Source organism: Allobosea sp. UC22_33 (genome assembly GCF_042700715.1).
Taxonomy (GTDB): Bacteria; Pseudomonadota; Alphaproteobacteria; order Rhizobiales; family Beijerinckiaceae; genus Allobosea.
Genome location: NZ_CP170556.1, coordinates 5068780 through 5081404 on the forward strand (window position 1 = coordinate 5068780; position 12625 = coordinate 5081404).

Below are 12625 nucleotides of genomic sequence, written 5' to 3' on the forward strand. Positions count from 1 at the left end.
CCTGAGCGACGATGGCCGCGACCCTGCCCATGACGGCAACCGCCACCGGGGATTATCGCCGGCGCAATGCGCGCCGGCTGAAGCTCGTCCTGCTCGGTGTCGTCGCGCTGGCTCTCGCGCTGGCGCTCGATGTCTCGATCGGTCCCGGCAATCTGCCGCTCAGTGACGTCCTGCGCACGCTGGTCGATCCGCAATCGGCCACGCCGCGGCTCTCCGTCATCGTCTGGGACCTGCGCCTGCCGATCGCGCTGATGGCGATGGCCGTCGGCGCCATGCTGGGCCTGAGCGGGGCGGGCATGCAGACCATCCTCGCCAACCCGCTGGCCGATCCGTTCACGCTCGGCGTCTCGGCGGCGGCAACGGTCGGCGCCTCCGTCGCGATCGTCTTCGGCTGGAGCGTCATCCCCGGCGCCGGCCCCTATATCGTCACGGCGAATGCCTTCGTCTTCGCGCTGTCGGCCTCGCTCGTCCTGTTCTTCATGACCAAGCTGCGCGGCGTCAGCCCCGAGACGATGATCCTCGTCGGCATCGCCCTGCTCTTCACCTGCAACGCCATCACCGCGCTGCTGCAATACCGCTCCAACGAGGTACAGCTCACCCAGATCGTGTTCTGGACGCTGGGCAGCCTCGCCCGCGCCAGCTGGGAGAAGGTCGGCGTCGCCGCGCTTCTGATCGCGCTTGCCCTGCCGTTCTTCCTGATGCGCGGCTGGGCACTGACGGCGCTCCGCCTCGGCGACGAGCGCGCCGAGAGCCTCGGCGTCCGCGTCGACCGCCTGCGGCTGGAAATCCTTGTCGCGACCTCGCTGCTCGCGGCCGTCTCGGTCTCGTTTGTGGGCGGCATCGGCTTCATCGGCCTCGTCGGCCCGCATATCGCGCGGCTTCTGGTGGGCGAGGACCAGCGCTTCTTCCTGCCGACGGCGACGATCGCGAGTGCCGTGCTGCTCTCGCTGGCCTCGACCGTCTCCAAGGTGATCACGCCGGGCGTGATCTATCCGATCGGCATCATCACGGCGCTGATCGGCGTGCCCTTCTTCATCAGCCTGGTCATGTCGATCCGCGGGCGGGGAGTTCTGAGCGATGTCACTGCAGCTTCGCGATCTCGATTTCCGTTACGGCGCGACGCCGGTCCTGCAGGCGCTCGGCACCGAAGCTCTGCCGCGTGGCGAGCTCGCCGCTCTGGTCGGCCCCAACGGCTCCGGCAAGTCGACGCTGTTCCGCTGCGCCGCCGGCCTCTTGCGGCCCGAGCGCGGCACGGTCGCGCTCGACGGCCATGACCTCTCGGTGCTGTCGCAGCGCGAGCGGGCCCGCAAGGTCTTCTATCTCGCGCAGGATACCGGCGCGCGAGTCGCGCTCTCGGTCTTCGACATCATCCTGCTCGCGCGCAAGAACCTGCATCGCGGCTATGCGCTCGCGGCGTCGGCCGAGGATACCCGCGCCGTCGAGGCGGTGATCGAGGAGCTGGGCTTGGCCCCTTTCGCTTCACGCGACATCGCCACGCTCTCGGGCGGCCAGCGCCAGCTCGCCGCGATCGGCCAGGCGCTGGTGCGCGAGCCCGACGTGCTGCTGCTGGACGAGCCGACCAGCGCGCTCGACGTGCGCCGCCAGCTCGACGTCATGGCGACCATCCGCGAGGCGACCCGCCGCCGCGACATCGTCACGGTCGTCGCGATCCACGATCTCTCGCTCGCGGCGCGCTTCGCAGACCGGGTGCTGGTGATGAATTCAGGGCGCATCGCGCAGGCTGGCGCGCCCGCCGAGGTGCTTGCGCATGAGGCGGTCTCGGAGACATATGCCGTCGGCGTGCATCTCGAGCATTCGGCCCGGGGCACGCTTCTGGTCGAGCCCTATATCCAGGTTCACTGATGTCCACGCCCGCTTCGCACGACAACTTCACCCTGAAGGAAGAGATCCGCGCCTATTGGTCGGCGCGGGCCGAGAGCTTCGATCTCTCCTTCGGCCATGCGATCAAGTCGAATCGCGAGCTCAAGGCCTTCCAGCGCCTGATCGGTGATTCCTTCGGGCCGGAGCCGCTCGACGTGCTCGACCTCGCCTGCGGCACCGGCGAGATCACCCGCGCCCTGCTCTCGCTGAAGCACCGCGTCACGGCGCTCGACTTCTCCGAGGCAATGCTGGAGCGCGCCCGCGCCAAGCATGGCAAGGCCGCCCGCTTCCGTCTCGGCGATGCCGAGCACCTTCTCGACGAGGATGCGAGCTATGACGCTGCGATCACTCGCCATCTCGTCTGGACCCTGACCGATCCCGAGGCCGCGCTTGGCGAGTGGTTCCGCGTCCTGCGTCCCGGCGGCCGCCTGCTGGTGATCGATGGCGACTGGGTCAACCGCACGCGCTGGCAGGCGCTGGTCAACCGCTTCGGCAACTGGCTGCGCGAGAAGCGTGGCGCCGCCGTCCACCAGATCGATGCCGACACCCATGCCTCGATCACCAAGCGCTTCTATTTCAAGGATGGGCTCAGCCGGCAGCGCCTTGAGACCATGCTGACCGCCGCCGGCTTCATCGACATCGTCCCGGCCGATTACCATCAGGTCGTGCGTGAGCAGCAGCGCGCGGCACCGCTGCACGATGCGATCCGGCTGGCCTCCTCCACCCGTTTCGCCCTTCTCGCGCGCAAGCCTGCGGACGCCGCCGTTTCGCGCTAGAAGAGTCTGACAGTGCTGCTTCGCAAGGCGGCGCTGCGCGACAGGAGCGAGCGATGAACGCCAAGCCGGATTGGGACGCCGCGCAATATCTGCGCTTCGAGGACGAGCGGACGCGCCCGCCGGCCGATCTCCTCGCCCGCGTGCCGCTGAGCGATCCCAAGCGCTGCATCGATCTGGGCTGCGGCCCCGGCAACAGCACGGAGCTGGTCGCCGCCCGCTTCCCCGGCGCCATCACCGAAGGCCTCGATTCCTCGCCGGACATGCTGGAGAAGGCGCGCAAGCGCCTGCCCGATCTCTCCTTCATCCTCGGCGACGTGAACACATGGTCCGATGCGGCCGGCTACGACCTGATCTTCGCGAATGCCGTGCTGCAATGGCTGCCGGATCATGAGGGCCTGTTTCCGCGTCTGGCACGCTCGCTGACATCAGGCGGCTGCCTCGCGGTGCAGATGCCGAACAATCTCAACGAGCCCTCCCATGTCGCGATGCGCGAGGTCGCGGCGGAAGGACCCTGGGCGGAGAAGCTTGCCAGTGCGAAGGCCGAACGCTCGGCGATCGGCTCCTTCGGCGATTACCGGCGCTGGCTGATCGAGGCCGGCTGCCGCGTCGATATCTGGCAGACGACCTATGTCCATGCTCTCGCCAATCTCGAAGCCATCGCCGAATGGTTCAAGAGCACCGGCCTGAAGCCCTATCTCGACCGTCTGGCGGCCGAGGAGCAGAGAGACTTCCTCGCGCGTTATCTCGAGCGCATCGCGCCGCATTACCCGGTCGAGAGCGACGGCAAGGTGCTGCTGCGCTTCCCGCGCCTGTTCGTGGTCGCGGTGCGAGAGGGCTGATCAGGCCTTCGCGGCTTCGGCCTTCTTCGCGGCGACATGCTCCTCGTCCGAAGCTCCGGCGCGCCAATAGCTGACCACGAGGTTCTGGTCGCGCTCCGGCCTGAGCTTGCCGCGCGACGCCGCCCGGATCGCCTTGAACGCGGCATGTTCCGACGCCGACCAGAGATAGGTTGATGGCCCGTCCGCCGGCCAGTCGATCGTCGCGAAGGCGTCCGGCAGCAGCGGCAGGCTGCCCGGCGCCGCCGTGCCACGATGCAGCCAGCTCAGCGCCATGCCGGCCGGATGGCGCAAGGCCTGCTCCTCCCCGGCATCGGCGACCTCGATGAAGACCTGTCCCTTGGCCTCGGCCGGCAGGTTCTCCAGCATCCGCGCCACGGCCGGCAGCCCGGTTTCGTCGGCGAGGAAGACATAGCGCTCGGCCGGCTTGAGGCCGCGCCCGCCGGGGCCAGCCATGCCGATCCGGTCGCCGGCCTTGGCCCGGAAGGCGAAGGCCGAGCCGGGGCCGGCATCCTCATGCAGCACGAAATCGAGCGCGAGCGTACCGGCAGCGACGTCGATCTCGCGGATCGTGTATTTGCGCACCAGCGGCCTGGTTTCGGCCGGCGAGGGCAGCAGCAGGCCGTCATCGCCGACCATCGGCCAGCTCGGCTCGGCGACACCCTCGGGCGGGATGAACAGCCGCACATGCAGCGCGTCGAGATGGTCGTAGCGCGCGAGGTTCTCGCCCGTGAAGCGGATGCGGGCCATATGCGGCGTGATCCGCTCGACGCCGGTGACCGTCAGGAGGCGGAATTCGGGCGGCAGGGCGGGGCCGGTGCCGTCGCCGGTCCAGCGCATCTCCGGCGCGTCGTCCTTCGGGGCGAACTCGATGACATGGCTCGCGATGGCGCGCTTCATGCCGAGCAGCGCGGACAGGTCCGGCGCCTCGACATTGACATCCAATGCGCTGGCCGAAAGCGCGATCCGCGCCAGGCTGCCGTCGAGCGCGATCATCGTGGTGCCGCCCTGTTCGGTGATGACCGCCTCGTGCTCGACGAGATGCTCGCAGAGCGGCTTCAGGACGCCCAAGGGGTTGGCGAGCGCGATCCGGGTCGAAGTTGCGAGCATGAAGGTCTCCGTCAGGCTTTCGGCGGCGCCGCGATCCAGAGCGTCCCATCGAGCGGGATCGCCGAGAAGCGCGCGCCCTCGGCAAGCGTCGCGGCGGGGTCGATATCGGCGAAACGCTCCGGGTGGAGCCATTTCGCCAGGGCCTCGATCGCGACGACATGCAGTGGGGTATCGTTGAACAGGTGCCAGAAGCCGAAGGCGCGGCGCGTCTCGATGGCGCTGAGCATCTTGAGCGAGGGCGTGCCCAGCAACTTGGCGAAGCTGGCGGCGGCGTCCGTCTCGCTGACGCCGAGGCCGAGCACGAGCCCGCCGAGCTTGGCGAGATGCGTCCCGCCGGTCGCGATATAGACATCCGGATCGGCGCCGATCAGCTGTTCGAGGCCGATCTGTCCTGTCGCGCCCGGCAGCATCGCGGCGGCGATGTTGCGCCCGCCCGCGGCCTGGATGAATTCGTTGAACGTGCCCTGTCCGGCCGTCATGCAGCAATCATAGCCGCCGGCATGGGCATGGATGAACACCGAGGGGCGCTTCGCATCCGCGACCCGGCTCGCGATCCGCTTCATGCGGTCCTCGTAGAAGGCGATCAATCGCTCGGCCTGCTCTTGCTGGCCGGTAAGGATGCCCAGCGCCCGAAGGCTCGGCACGGTGTCGCGCAGCGGCTCCAGGAAGAAATCGACGACCGCGACGGGGATGCCGGCCGCTTCCAGCTTCTCGACGAGATCGCCGGGACCGCGGCGCGTGCCGGCGAGCGATTTGCTGAGCACGACGAGATCGGGCCCGAGCGCGATCGCCTGCTCCAGCGAGAAGCCGGCAGCCGTGCCGCCGTCGCCGACGAGCGGAAGCGCGTCGATGGCCGGGAAGCGCGCCCGGTAGCGGGCGAGACCGTCTGGATTCTGGCGTTCGAGATCGCTGCCCCAGCCTGCGAGGATGCTGACGGGATCGGGATGGATCAGGCCGAGCGCGTTGAGCTGGCGGCCCTGCCCCAGCACGATGCGCTTGGCGGGAGCCGCGAGCTTCACGGTGCGGCCGAGCACATCGGTCGCGACGACCGGATCGGCGGCCATGGCGGGCAGCACAGGCAGGCTTAAGCCGGCCAGAATCAGTGAACGCCTGTCCAGCATCATGCGGCTGCCGCCTTGTCTTGGGCCGTGCCAGCGAGTGTGAAGGCCACGGTGCGCGCGAGCATCGGCAGGATGACCGAGACATGGTTTTCGCCGGGGAATTCGATGAAGTCACACGCGACGCTGCCAGAGGCGGTCAGGCGCTCAGCCATCTCCGCCGCGTTGTCACGCATCCGCGCTTGAGCGAGCCGCTCGGCCCGTTGCGGGGTGACGGCGAGCGTGGGCGCCTGCTCATGGCTGCCGACCGTGATCAGAAGCCGCCCGGCAGGGCCAGAGCCGCTGCTGCGAAAGGCTTCCTCACTCGCGAGGATGGCGCGGTCCTGCCACCAGATCGACGGGCTGCCGGCGACGAGGGCATCGAACAGGCCGGGCCGGGTGAACAGCGCGTGCAGGACGAACAGCCCGCCATAGGAATGGCCGGCGAGCGCGCGCCGGCTCGGATCGAGCGGTGCGAGCTTTGCGACGGCCGGCAGGACCTCCTCGACGATCATGTCGAGGAAGCGGTCGGCTCCGCCGGGGACGGGCAGGAGGTCGCGCTGGCGCCGCTCGGCATCGAAGGGCCGCCCGTCGGGATAGCCGATGCCGATCAGGACGGCGGGGCCGACGCCGGTCGCTTCCGGGCGCTGGGCCTGCAACCGGGCGGCCGTCGCTGCGACCGGGAACAGCGCGTGGCCGTCGACCAGTACAAGCGCGGGAAAGCCGCGCGCCGGAGCGGGGCTTTCCGGCACGGAGATCAGCAGCCGGTAGCGTGAACCGTCCCGCGCCTCGAAGTCACGCTGCCAGGCCAGCGGCAGCGTGACGGGGGCGAATGCGGGATCGAGGAGGCTTCCGGGCTGCATCGGCGACGTCACCAGCGATATGACAGCGTGGCGAGCACGGTGCGGCGCAGGCCGAAGGAACACTGCGTCGCGGCGTAGCACCCGGAGACATATTCTTTGTCGAACAGGTTCTGGGCGTTGACCTGGACCTTCCAGCCCTTGAGGGCCGGGCTGGCCGCGGCGAGGTCGTAGCTGATGGCAGCATCGACCAGCGTGTAGTCCGGCGTGGAGAAGGTGTTGCCGGGGTCGCCGGCACCGCTGCCGACATAGCGGACGCCGGCGCCGAGCCCGAGGCCCGAGAGCATGCCTGTCCGGAAGGTGTAATGCGCCCAGAGCGCCGCCGTGTGGCGTGGCACGACGGTCGGGCGCTTGTGCAGGTCGACGCCCGTGCTCTTGGTCACTTCGGCATCCGTGTAGGTGTAGGCCGCGACGAGGTCGAGATTCTCGAACACGGTCGCACGAGCCTCGACCTCGATGCCGCGAGCGCGGACCTCGCCGGTCTGGATCTGGAAGGTCGGATGGGCGAGGTCCGTCGTCGGGACGTTGGTCTGGGTGAGCTGGTAGACCGAGGCCTGCAGGAAGGCGTTCATGCCCGGCGGCTCGAATTTGAAGCCGGCCTCGAACTGCTCGCCCTCGGTCGGCTTGAACGGCGTGCCAGTGAAGGTCGTCCCGGCCTGCGGATCGAACGAGGTCGCGTAGCTGGCATAGGGAGCAAAGCCGTTGTCGAAATTGTACATCAGCGCGACGCGGCCGGTGCGTGCGGTATCGTCCTGCTTGGTCAGCACGCCCGTGCTCATCGCTCGCGTCCGGGCCTCGGCCCGGTCGAAGCGCCCGCCGACGACCAGCGAGAGCCTGTCGAGCTTGATCTGATCCTGCAGGTAGATGCCGTACTGGGCCGTGGTCTGCTTCGTGCCGGCCAGCGCCGGCAGCGCGAAGGGCAGGCGGCCATAGATCGGGTTCGTGTAGTCAAGGGTCTGCACGGTGCCGCCGGCGCCGGTGAAGGCGGTGCCGTCGGTCCAGTATCCGTCGACGCCGAACAGCACCTTGTGCGTCAGCGGCCCCGTGCGGAAATCGGCCTGGAGCTGGTTGTCGATGCCGGCGGTGCGCGCCTTCTCGTTCGACATCGTGACGCGGCGGGTCAGCGTCTTCTGGTCGGCTGCGATGCCGCCGACAGCCACCGTCCGGAAGCGCGATTCGAGATCGGAAACGCGGAGATTCTGGCGGAAGCTGAAGATGTCGTTGAAGCGGTGCTCGAACGCCCAGCCGAGATTGGCCTGGTTGCGGCTATAGCCTTCGAAGCGCGGCTCGCCGGGGAAGAACTCGCTGCGGATACGGCCGGCCCGGCTCGGCAGCACGGTGCCGACCGCCGGGATGAAGCCGTAAAAGCCGGTTTCCGGATCGCGCTGGAACGAGGCCATCAGCGTGAAGGTGGTCGCCCCGGTCGGCCGGTAGGTCACGGAGGGCGCGATGAAGACGCGCTGGTCCTGCGTGTAATCGACCTGCGTGTCGGCCGAGCGGCCGAGGCCGACCACGCGATAGAGCCAGGTTTTCTGCGCGTCGACGGGGCCGCCGATATCGAAGGCCATCTCGGCCCGCTGCCGGTTGCCCGCGCGAAGCTGGACCTCGCCGTGCTTCTCGTCGCGCGGCCGCTTGCTGACCATGTTGATCAGGCCGCCGGGCTTCACTTGCCCGAACACCACCGAGGACGGGCCGCGCAGAACCTCGACCCGCTCAAGCCCCCAGGGCTCGAAGGACGGCACGAGGAAGTTGACCCCGCGCAGAAGGCGCAGGCCATCGAGATTGTTGACGAAGCCGGCGCCGGTTCCGGCGCCACCGAAGCCGCGGATGAAGACGCTGTCATAGCGGCCGCCCGAGGACAGACGCGTCTCGCCGAGCACGCCCGCGCTGTAGCGCAGGGCCTGGCTGACCGTGGTTGCGCCCTGGTCGTCCATCTGGTCGCGGGTGACGACGGTGATCGACTGCGGCGTCTCCAGGATCGGCGTGTCGGTCTTGGTCGCCGTCTCGCTGCGGCGCGCGACATAGCCGTTGACCGGGCCGCTGGCGCGCTCGCCCTGGACCTCGATCGTGTCGAGGCCGATCGCCGCGCCTGCCGGCTGTGCCTGGGCGCCCTGCGCCAGCGCCGTGCCCGCTCCGCCGGCGACGAGCGCGGCCAATGCCACGCCGGCCTGCCACATCGCGCGATTGCTGCCGTTGATCCCGATCATGCCCGTAATCCTGCCCCTGGCGCCTCTGGCGCCGCGTCTCCGGGGTTCTTTCAGGAAGGCTGCAAGGCGGGCAACGCGCTTGGCTTTCGATCGCGGCAGTATTTCTTTCGGTCGCGTTTCGAACGCCTCCAAGCAAGGACGGGAAGGCGAATTCATCGTTTGAATCAGCGCAATGCGCTCGGAGCGATGCCGAAACGCTTGCGGAACAGCCCCGAGAAATGCGCCGGGCTGTAGCCGACCTGGAAGGCCGCGACGGCGACGCTCGCTTCCCCGCTCGCGATCAGCGCATAGGCCTGCTGCAGGCGCTGCTCCTGCAGGTATTCGAAGACGCTGGCACCGAACTCGGTGCGGAAGGCAGAGGTGAGCTTGGTCGGGTTGAGGCCGCACTCGCGCGCCAGCTCCGCCAGGCTGAGAGGCTCCTGCAGCGTTTCGAGCAGGCGGTCGCGTGCGGCATGGACCTGCTCGCGCAAGCGCGGACTGAGCCGTGCCGGGCGCACGGGCCGCTCGCCGAGCATCCGGTCCAGCACGAGAGCGCCGAGTTCGAGCGCCTTGCCGGCGAGATAGAGCGGGCGCAGCGCCTCGCCGACCGGGCATTCCGCCATCTGCAGCGCGAGCGAGCGGATCGGCGCATCGGCCGGGCGCACCCAGAAACCGGCATCGTCGGAGCAGGCGAGGCGAGCGGCCTTGGCGACATCCGGCCCGAACTCGCGGGCGACGAAATCGAAGTCGAACTGCATCAGGGCGCAGCGCAAGGCACCATCCGCGAGCCCGGTGCGCTGCTGCATATGGTCGCCGCCATTGGCCGCGACGAGAACGGCCGGGCCATCGAGCAGCACGGCTGGACGGTCGTCGAGTTCCAGCGCCTGCCGGCCTTCCAGCATGACCGCGACCTTGAGACCCGGCCGCATCGGGCCGACGATCCGCTCGCCCTCCTGGATCAGGAAGGTGCCGACCGAGAGCGAGAGGTTGTGCGAGAACAGCTCCAGGCTCGTGGCAGTTTTCTGGACGGGGCGGGAACCGGCGTGCATCGCGACCTCTGAGAAGAGGCGATGCTTATCCGACCGTGGTATAAAAATCAAATAATATCAATAGTTTAAATGAATTCTAAGGTTTGCGCGGGATGAGGCGCATCGCCGTCATTCCGGGGCGATCCGAAAGATCGGGCCCGGAATCCAGAGCCGACGCCCTCTTTCGGAGAGATCGGCGGTCCGGCCCACTTCATGAGAGAGGATATCGGTTCTGGATTCCGGGCCCATGGCTTCGCCATGTCCCGGAATGACAGGGACGCGGTGCCGTAATCCCGGCCTCACAGATAAGGCGGCGTGCAGGCGCTGACGACGATGCAGCGTTCCGTCCCGATATTGCGGTAGCGATGCGGGATACGGCTGTCGAAGAGATAGGCATCGCCGGGCTTCAGCACCTTGATCTGGTCGCCGACGGTGATCTCGAGCTCGCCTGAAAGCACCACGCCGCCCTCATGGGATTCGTGCTTGAGCATGGCTGCGCCGGTATCGGCGCCGGGATCGTAGGACTCATGCAGGATCTGCAGATTATGCGCCTGGGCGTCCCCGACCTGGCGGAAGGACATCTGGCCCCGGCTCTCCCCGCCATTGACCTGGTGCAGGCGCGAGGTCAGGTCGAGCAGGTCGGTGGCCTCGAAGAACACCTTGTCGCGCGGCGTTCGTTCTTCGTCAAAAAAACTCACCATCGTCATCGGAATGCCGCCGAGGATCTTGCGCAGCGACGCGACGGAGGGGCTGTTGCGGTTCTGCTCGATCAGCGAGATCAGGCTATGGGTCACGCCGGAGCGCGCCGCGAGCTCGCGCTGGGAAAGCCCGGCAGCCACCCTGATTTCCTTCAGCCTTCCGCCGACGTCAAAGCTCATGGCCGTTCCGTTTCCCTTTTCCCCGCGCCTTGTCTTTCCTGCGCGTCATGCAAGGGCCGCCTGTTCGGCGGGCCTTGCCATGTTCAATATTCTGAGCAATGCTGGCGGAAAGCCAATAAGAAAATAGTGTCATGGGGAACCGGCGGAGTGGAATAGTTTTCGCGTTCAAAGCATACCGTCCAGACTAAATCCCCATTCGATACGATCGGGCCGCATGCACACGCATTGCCGTGTGCATGGCACGGGAGATGCTTGCCGAAGACTATCGCCTCGCCAATGCCTCGCGGCGAGAATTCAACAGGGAAAGCAGGATAATCCGGGCGATGACGCAGGCTGAGACCGTTTTGTTGAATGGCCGCATCTTCTGCGGCTTGGCGGAAGGCTTCGTCGAAGCCCTGGCGATCGGCGATGGCAAGGTGCTGGCTGCGGGTTCTGCGACTGAGATCGCCGCCCTGCAGGGGCCAGCGACGAAAATCGTCGATCTCGCCGGCCGCGTCGCCATTCCCGGCCTCAACGATGCCCATATGCATCTGCTGCCGCTCGGCCTCGCCATGAGCGAGGTCAACCTGCGCCCCGAGGAGGGCGTCAACAGCATTGACGAGATCCTGCGCCGCATCGCCGCCGCCGTGAAGGGCAGGAAGCCCGGCGAATGGGTCACCGGCCGCGGCTACGACCATAACGAGCTGGCCGAGGCCCGCCATCCCACCGCCGAGGAGCTCGACCGCGTTTCGCCGGACAATCCCGTCTATATCAAGCGCACCTGCGGCCATGTCGGCGTCGTCAACGGCCGCGCCATGGCGGCGGCCGGCATCGGCCACAACACGCCGAGCCCCGATGGCGGCCTGATCGAGCGCCGCGACAACAAGCTCACCGGCCTGCTGGCCGAAAGCGCCATGCGTCTGGTTGTCCAGGCGATGCCGAAGCCGAGCATTGCGGAGCTGAAAGCCGCGATCGAAAAGGCTGGGCACTACATGCTGGCGCAGGGCTTCACCAGCGTGATGGATGCCGGCGTCGGCATGGGCGCCGGTATGGCCGAGATCGAGGCCTATGAGGAGGTCGCGCGCGCCGGCACCCTGCCGGTCCGCACCTGGGTCTGCATCTACGGCAATGCCGACGGCATCGGCGACGAGGCCCATGCGGCGGGCTACCGTTTCGGCCGCGAGACCGGCCTCCTGCGCTACGGTGCGATGAAGGTCTTCGGTGACGGTAGTGCCGGCGGTCTGACCGCCGCGATGAGCGAGCCCTACCTGGTCGGCGACCCCGATAATCGCGGCATCTTCATCTATTCCGATGCCGACATGCACCGCTATCTCCGGCACTACCACGAGTTGGGCTACCAGCTCGCGATCCATGCGATCGGCGACGCCGCGATCGAGCAGGTTCTCTCCGGAATGGAGAAGGCCGACAGTCCCGCGCATCCGATCAAGGGGCGCCGCCACCGGATCGAGCATTGCGGCTTCCTCACCGACGGCCAGCTCGCCCGCATGGCGGCCGCCGGCATCGACCCGGTGCCGCAGCCGGCCTTCATCTACGAGTTCGGCGATCTCTATGTGATCAACCTTGGCGAAGAGCGCGCCGGCGCCTCCTACCCGATGCGCAAATGGCTTGATGGCGGCCTGCATGCCGCGGCAAGCTCGGATGCGCCGGTCTGCGCCACCGACCCGTTCAAGAACCTGTTCACGATGGTCACCCGCCAGACCAAGCGCCATACCGAGATCGGCGGCGCCGAGAAGCTGAGCATGGAGGAGGCGGTGCACGCCTATACCTTGCTCGGCGCCTATACCCAGTTCGCCGAGGACAAGCTCGGCCGGCTGGTGCCGGGCCAGCTCGCCGATATCGCGGTGCTCTCGCACGACATCTTCGCGATTCCTGTCGCGCAGGTCGAGAACGAGGTGCGCTGCGACCTGACCCTGCTCGGGGGCGAGATCGTCTTCGACCGGCACGGCCAGTTCGCGGCCGCCGCGCAATAGGCC

At 67.8% G+C, this 12625-nt stretch carries 11 protein-coding genes; 5 read left to right on the top strand and 6 right to left on the bottom strand.

Going from position 1 to position 12625, the window contains the following annotated elements:
• The first annotated feature begins 29 nt into the window (after positions 1-29).
• The 4 genes from ACFJGT_RS24540 to tam are packed head-to-tail and all read left to right on the top strand — an operon-like array spanning position 30 to position 3496.
• The gene (locus ACFJGT_RS24540; RefSeq protein WP_377843739.1) at positions 30-1274 is read left to right on the top strand and encodes a FecCD family ABC transporter permease; all 1245 of its coding nucleotides are present in this window, start codon (positions 30-32) and stop codon (positions 1272-1274) included.
• Positions 1210-1863 carry an ABC transporter ATP-binding protein gene (locus ACFJGT_RS24545; RefSeq protein ID WP_377849067.1) on the top strand — a complete coding sequence of 218 codons (654 nt, stop codon included), beginning with the start codon at positions 1210-1212 and terminating at the stop codon, positions 1861-1863. Before ACFJGT_RS24540 ends, ACFJGT_RS24545 begins: the two co-directional genes overlap by 65 nt.
• The gene (locus ACFJGT_RS24550; RefSeq protein WP_377843743.1) at positions 1863-2657 is read left to right on the top strand and encodes a class I SAM-dependent methyltransferase; all 795 of its coding nucleotides are present in this window, start codon (positions 1863-1865) and stop codon (positions 2655-2657) included. Before ACFJGT_RS24545 ends, ACFJGT_RS24550 begins: the two co-directional genes overlap by 1 nt.
• A gap of 53 nt (positions 2658-2710) precedes the next feature.
• Positions 2711-3496 (top strand): trans-aconitate 2-methyltransferase, encoded by a 786-nt coding sequence (gene tam / locus ACFJGT_RS24555; RefSeq protein ID WP_377843746.1) that lies wholly within the window; start codon positions 2711-2713, stop codon positions 3494-3496.
• Here tam and ACFJGT_RS24560 read toward each other — a convergent pair whose 3' ends face one another.
• The 6 genes from ACFJGT_RS24560 to ACFJGT_RS24585 all read right to left on the bottom strand — a co-directional run bounded on the left by ACFJGT_RS24560 (position 3497) and on the right by ACFJGT_RS24585 (position 10652).
• Positions 3497-4603, bottom strand: a complete 1107-nt coding sequence (locus ACFJGT_RS24560; protein ID WP_377843749.1) for a DUF2218 domain-containing protein — start codon at positions 4601-4603, stop codon at positions 3497-3499.
• A gap of 11 nt (positions 4604-4614) precedes the next feature.
• Positions 4615-5727: an ABC transporter substrate-binding protein gene (locus ACFJGT_RS24565; RefSeq protein ID WP_377843752.1), complete on the bottom strand. Its 1113-nt coding sequence runs from the start codon at positions 5725-5727 to the stop codon at positions 4615-4617.
• On the bottom strand, positions 5724-6563 hold the full coding sequence (locus ACFJGT_RS24570) for an alpha/beta hydrolase (protein WP_377843756.1): 840 nt from the start codon (positions 6561-6563) through the stop codon (positions 5724-5726). Before ACFJGT_RS24570 ends, ACFJGT_RS24565 begins: the two co-directional genes overlap by 4 nt.
• Before the next feature lie 8 nt (positions 6564-6571).
• Positions 6572-8767, bottom strand: a complete 2196-nt coding sequence (locus tag ACFJGT_RS24575) for a TonB-dependent siderophore receptor (protein ID WP_377843758.1) — start codon at positions 8765-8767, stop codon at positions 6572-6574.
• A 164-nt stretch (positions 8768-8931) separates the two neighbouring features.
• Positions 8932-9795 (bottom strand): helix-turn-helix transcriptional regulator, encoded by an 864-nt coding sequence (locus ACFJGT_RS24580; RefSeq protein WP_377843761.1) that lies wholly within the window; start codon positions 9793-9795, stop codon positions 8932-8934.
• Between the two features lie 278 nt (positions 9796-10073).
• A complete protein-coding gene (locus ACFJGT_RS24585; RefSeq protein WP_377843763.1) occupies positions 10074-10652 on the bottom strand; it encodes a cupin domain-containing protein in 579 nt (192 codons plus the stop codon).
• 323 nt (positions 10653-10975) lie between these two features.
• Between ACFJGT_RS24585 and ACFJGT_RS24590 the strand changes: the two genes are divergently transcribed.
• A complete protein-coding gene (locus ACFJGT_RS24590) occupies positions 10976-12622 on the top strand; it encodes an amidohydrolase (RefSeq protein ID WP_377843765.1) in 1647 nt (548 codons plus the stop codon).
• The last annotated feature ends 3 nt before the right edge of the window (positions 12623-12625 follow it).

Excerpts from the sequence above, each read along its gene's own strand:
- ACFJGT_RS24540 (WP_377843739.1), top strand. The coding sequence starts at position 30 with ATGACGGCAACCGCCACCGGGGATTATCGCCGGCGCAATGCGCGCCGG.
- ACFJGT_RS24550 (WP_377843743.1), top strand. The coding sequence starts at position 1,863 with ATGTCCACGCCCGCTTCGCACGACAACTTCACCCTGAAGGAAGAGATC.
- tam (WP_377843746.1), top strand. The coding sequence starts at position 2,711 with ATGAACGCCAAGCCGGATTGGGACGCCGCGCAATATCTGCGCTTCGAG.
- ACFJGT_RS24560 (WP_377843749.1), bottom strand. The coding sequence starts at position 4,603 with ATGCTCGCAACTTCGACCCGGATCGCGCTCGCCAACCCCTTGGGCGTC.
- ACFJGT_RS24565 (WP_377843752.1), bottom strand. The coding sequence starts at position 5,727 with ATGATGCTGGACAGGCGTTCACTGATTCTGGCCGGCTTAAGCCTGCCT.
- ACFJGT_RS24570 (WP_377843756.1), bottom strand. The coding sequence starts at position 6,563 with ATGCAGCCCGGAAGCCTCCTCGATCCCGCATTCGCCCCCGTCACGCTG.
- ACFJGT_RS24575 (WP_377843758.1), bottom strand. The coding sequence starts at position 8,767 with ATGATCGGGATCAACGGCAGCAATCGCGCGATGTGGCAGGCCGGCGTG.
- ACFJGT_RS24580 (WP_377843761.1), bottom strand. The coding sequence starts at position 9,795 with ATGCACGCCGGTTCCCGCCCCGTCCAGAAAACTGCCACGAGCCTGGAG.
- ACFJGT_RS24585 (WP_377843763.1), bottom strand. The coding sequence starts at position 10,652 with ATGAGCTTTGACGTCGGCGGAAGGCTGAAGGAAATCAGGGTGGCTGCC.
- ACFJGT_RS24590 (WP_377843765.1), top strand. The coding sequence starts at position 10,976 with ATGACGCAGGCTGAGACCGTTTTGTTGAATGGCCGCATCTTCTGCGGC.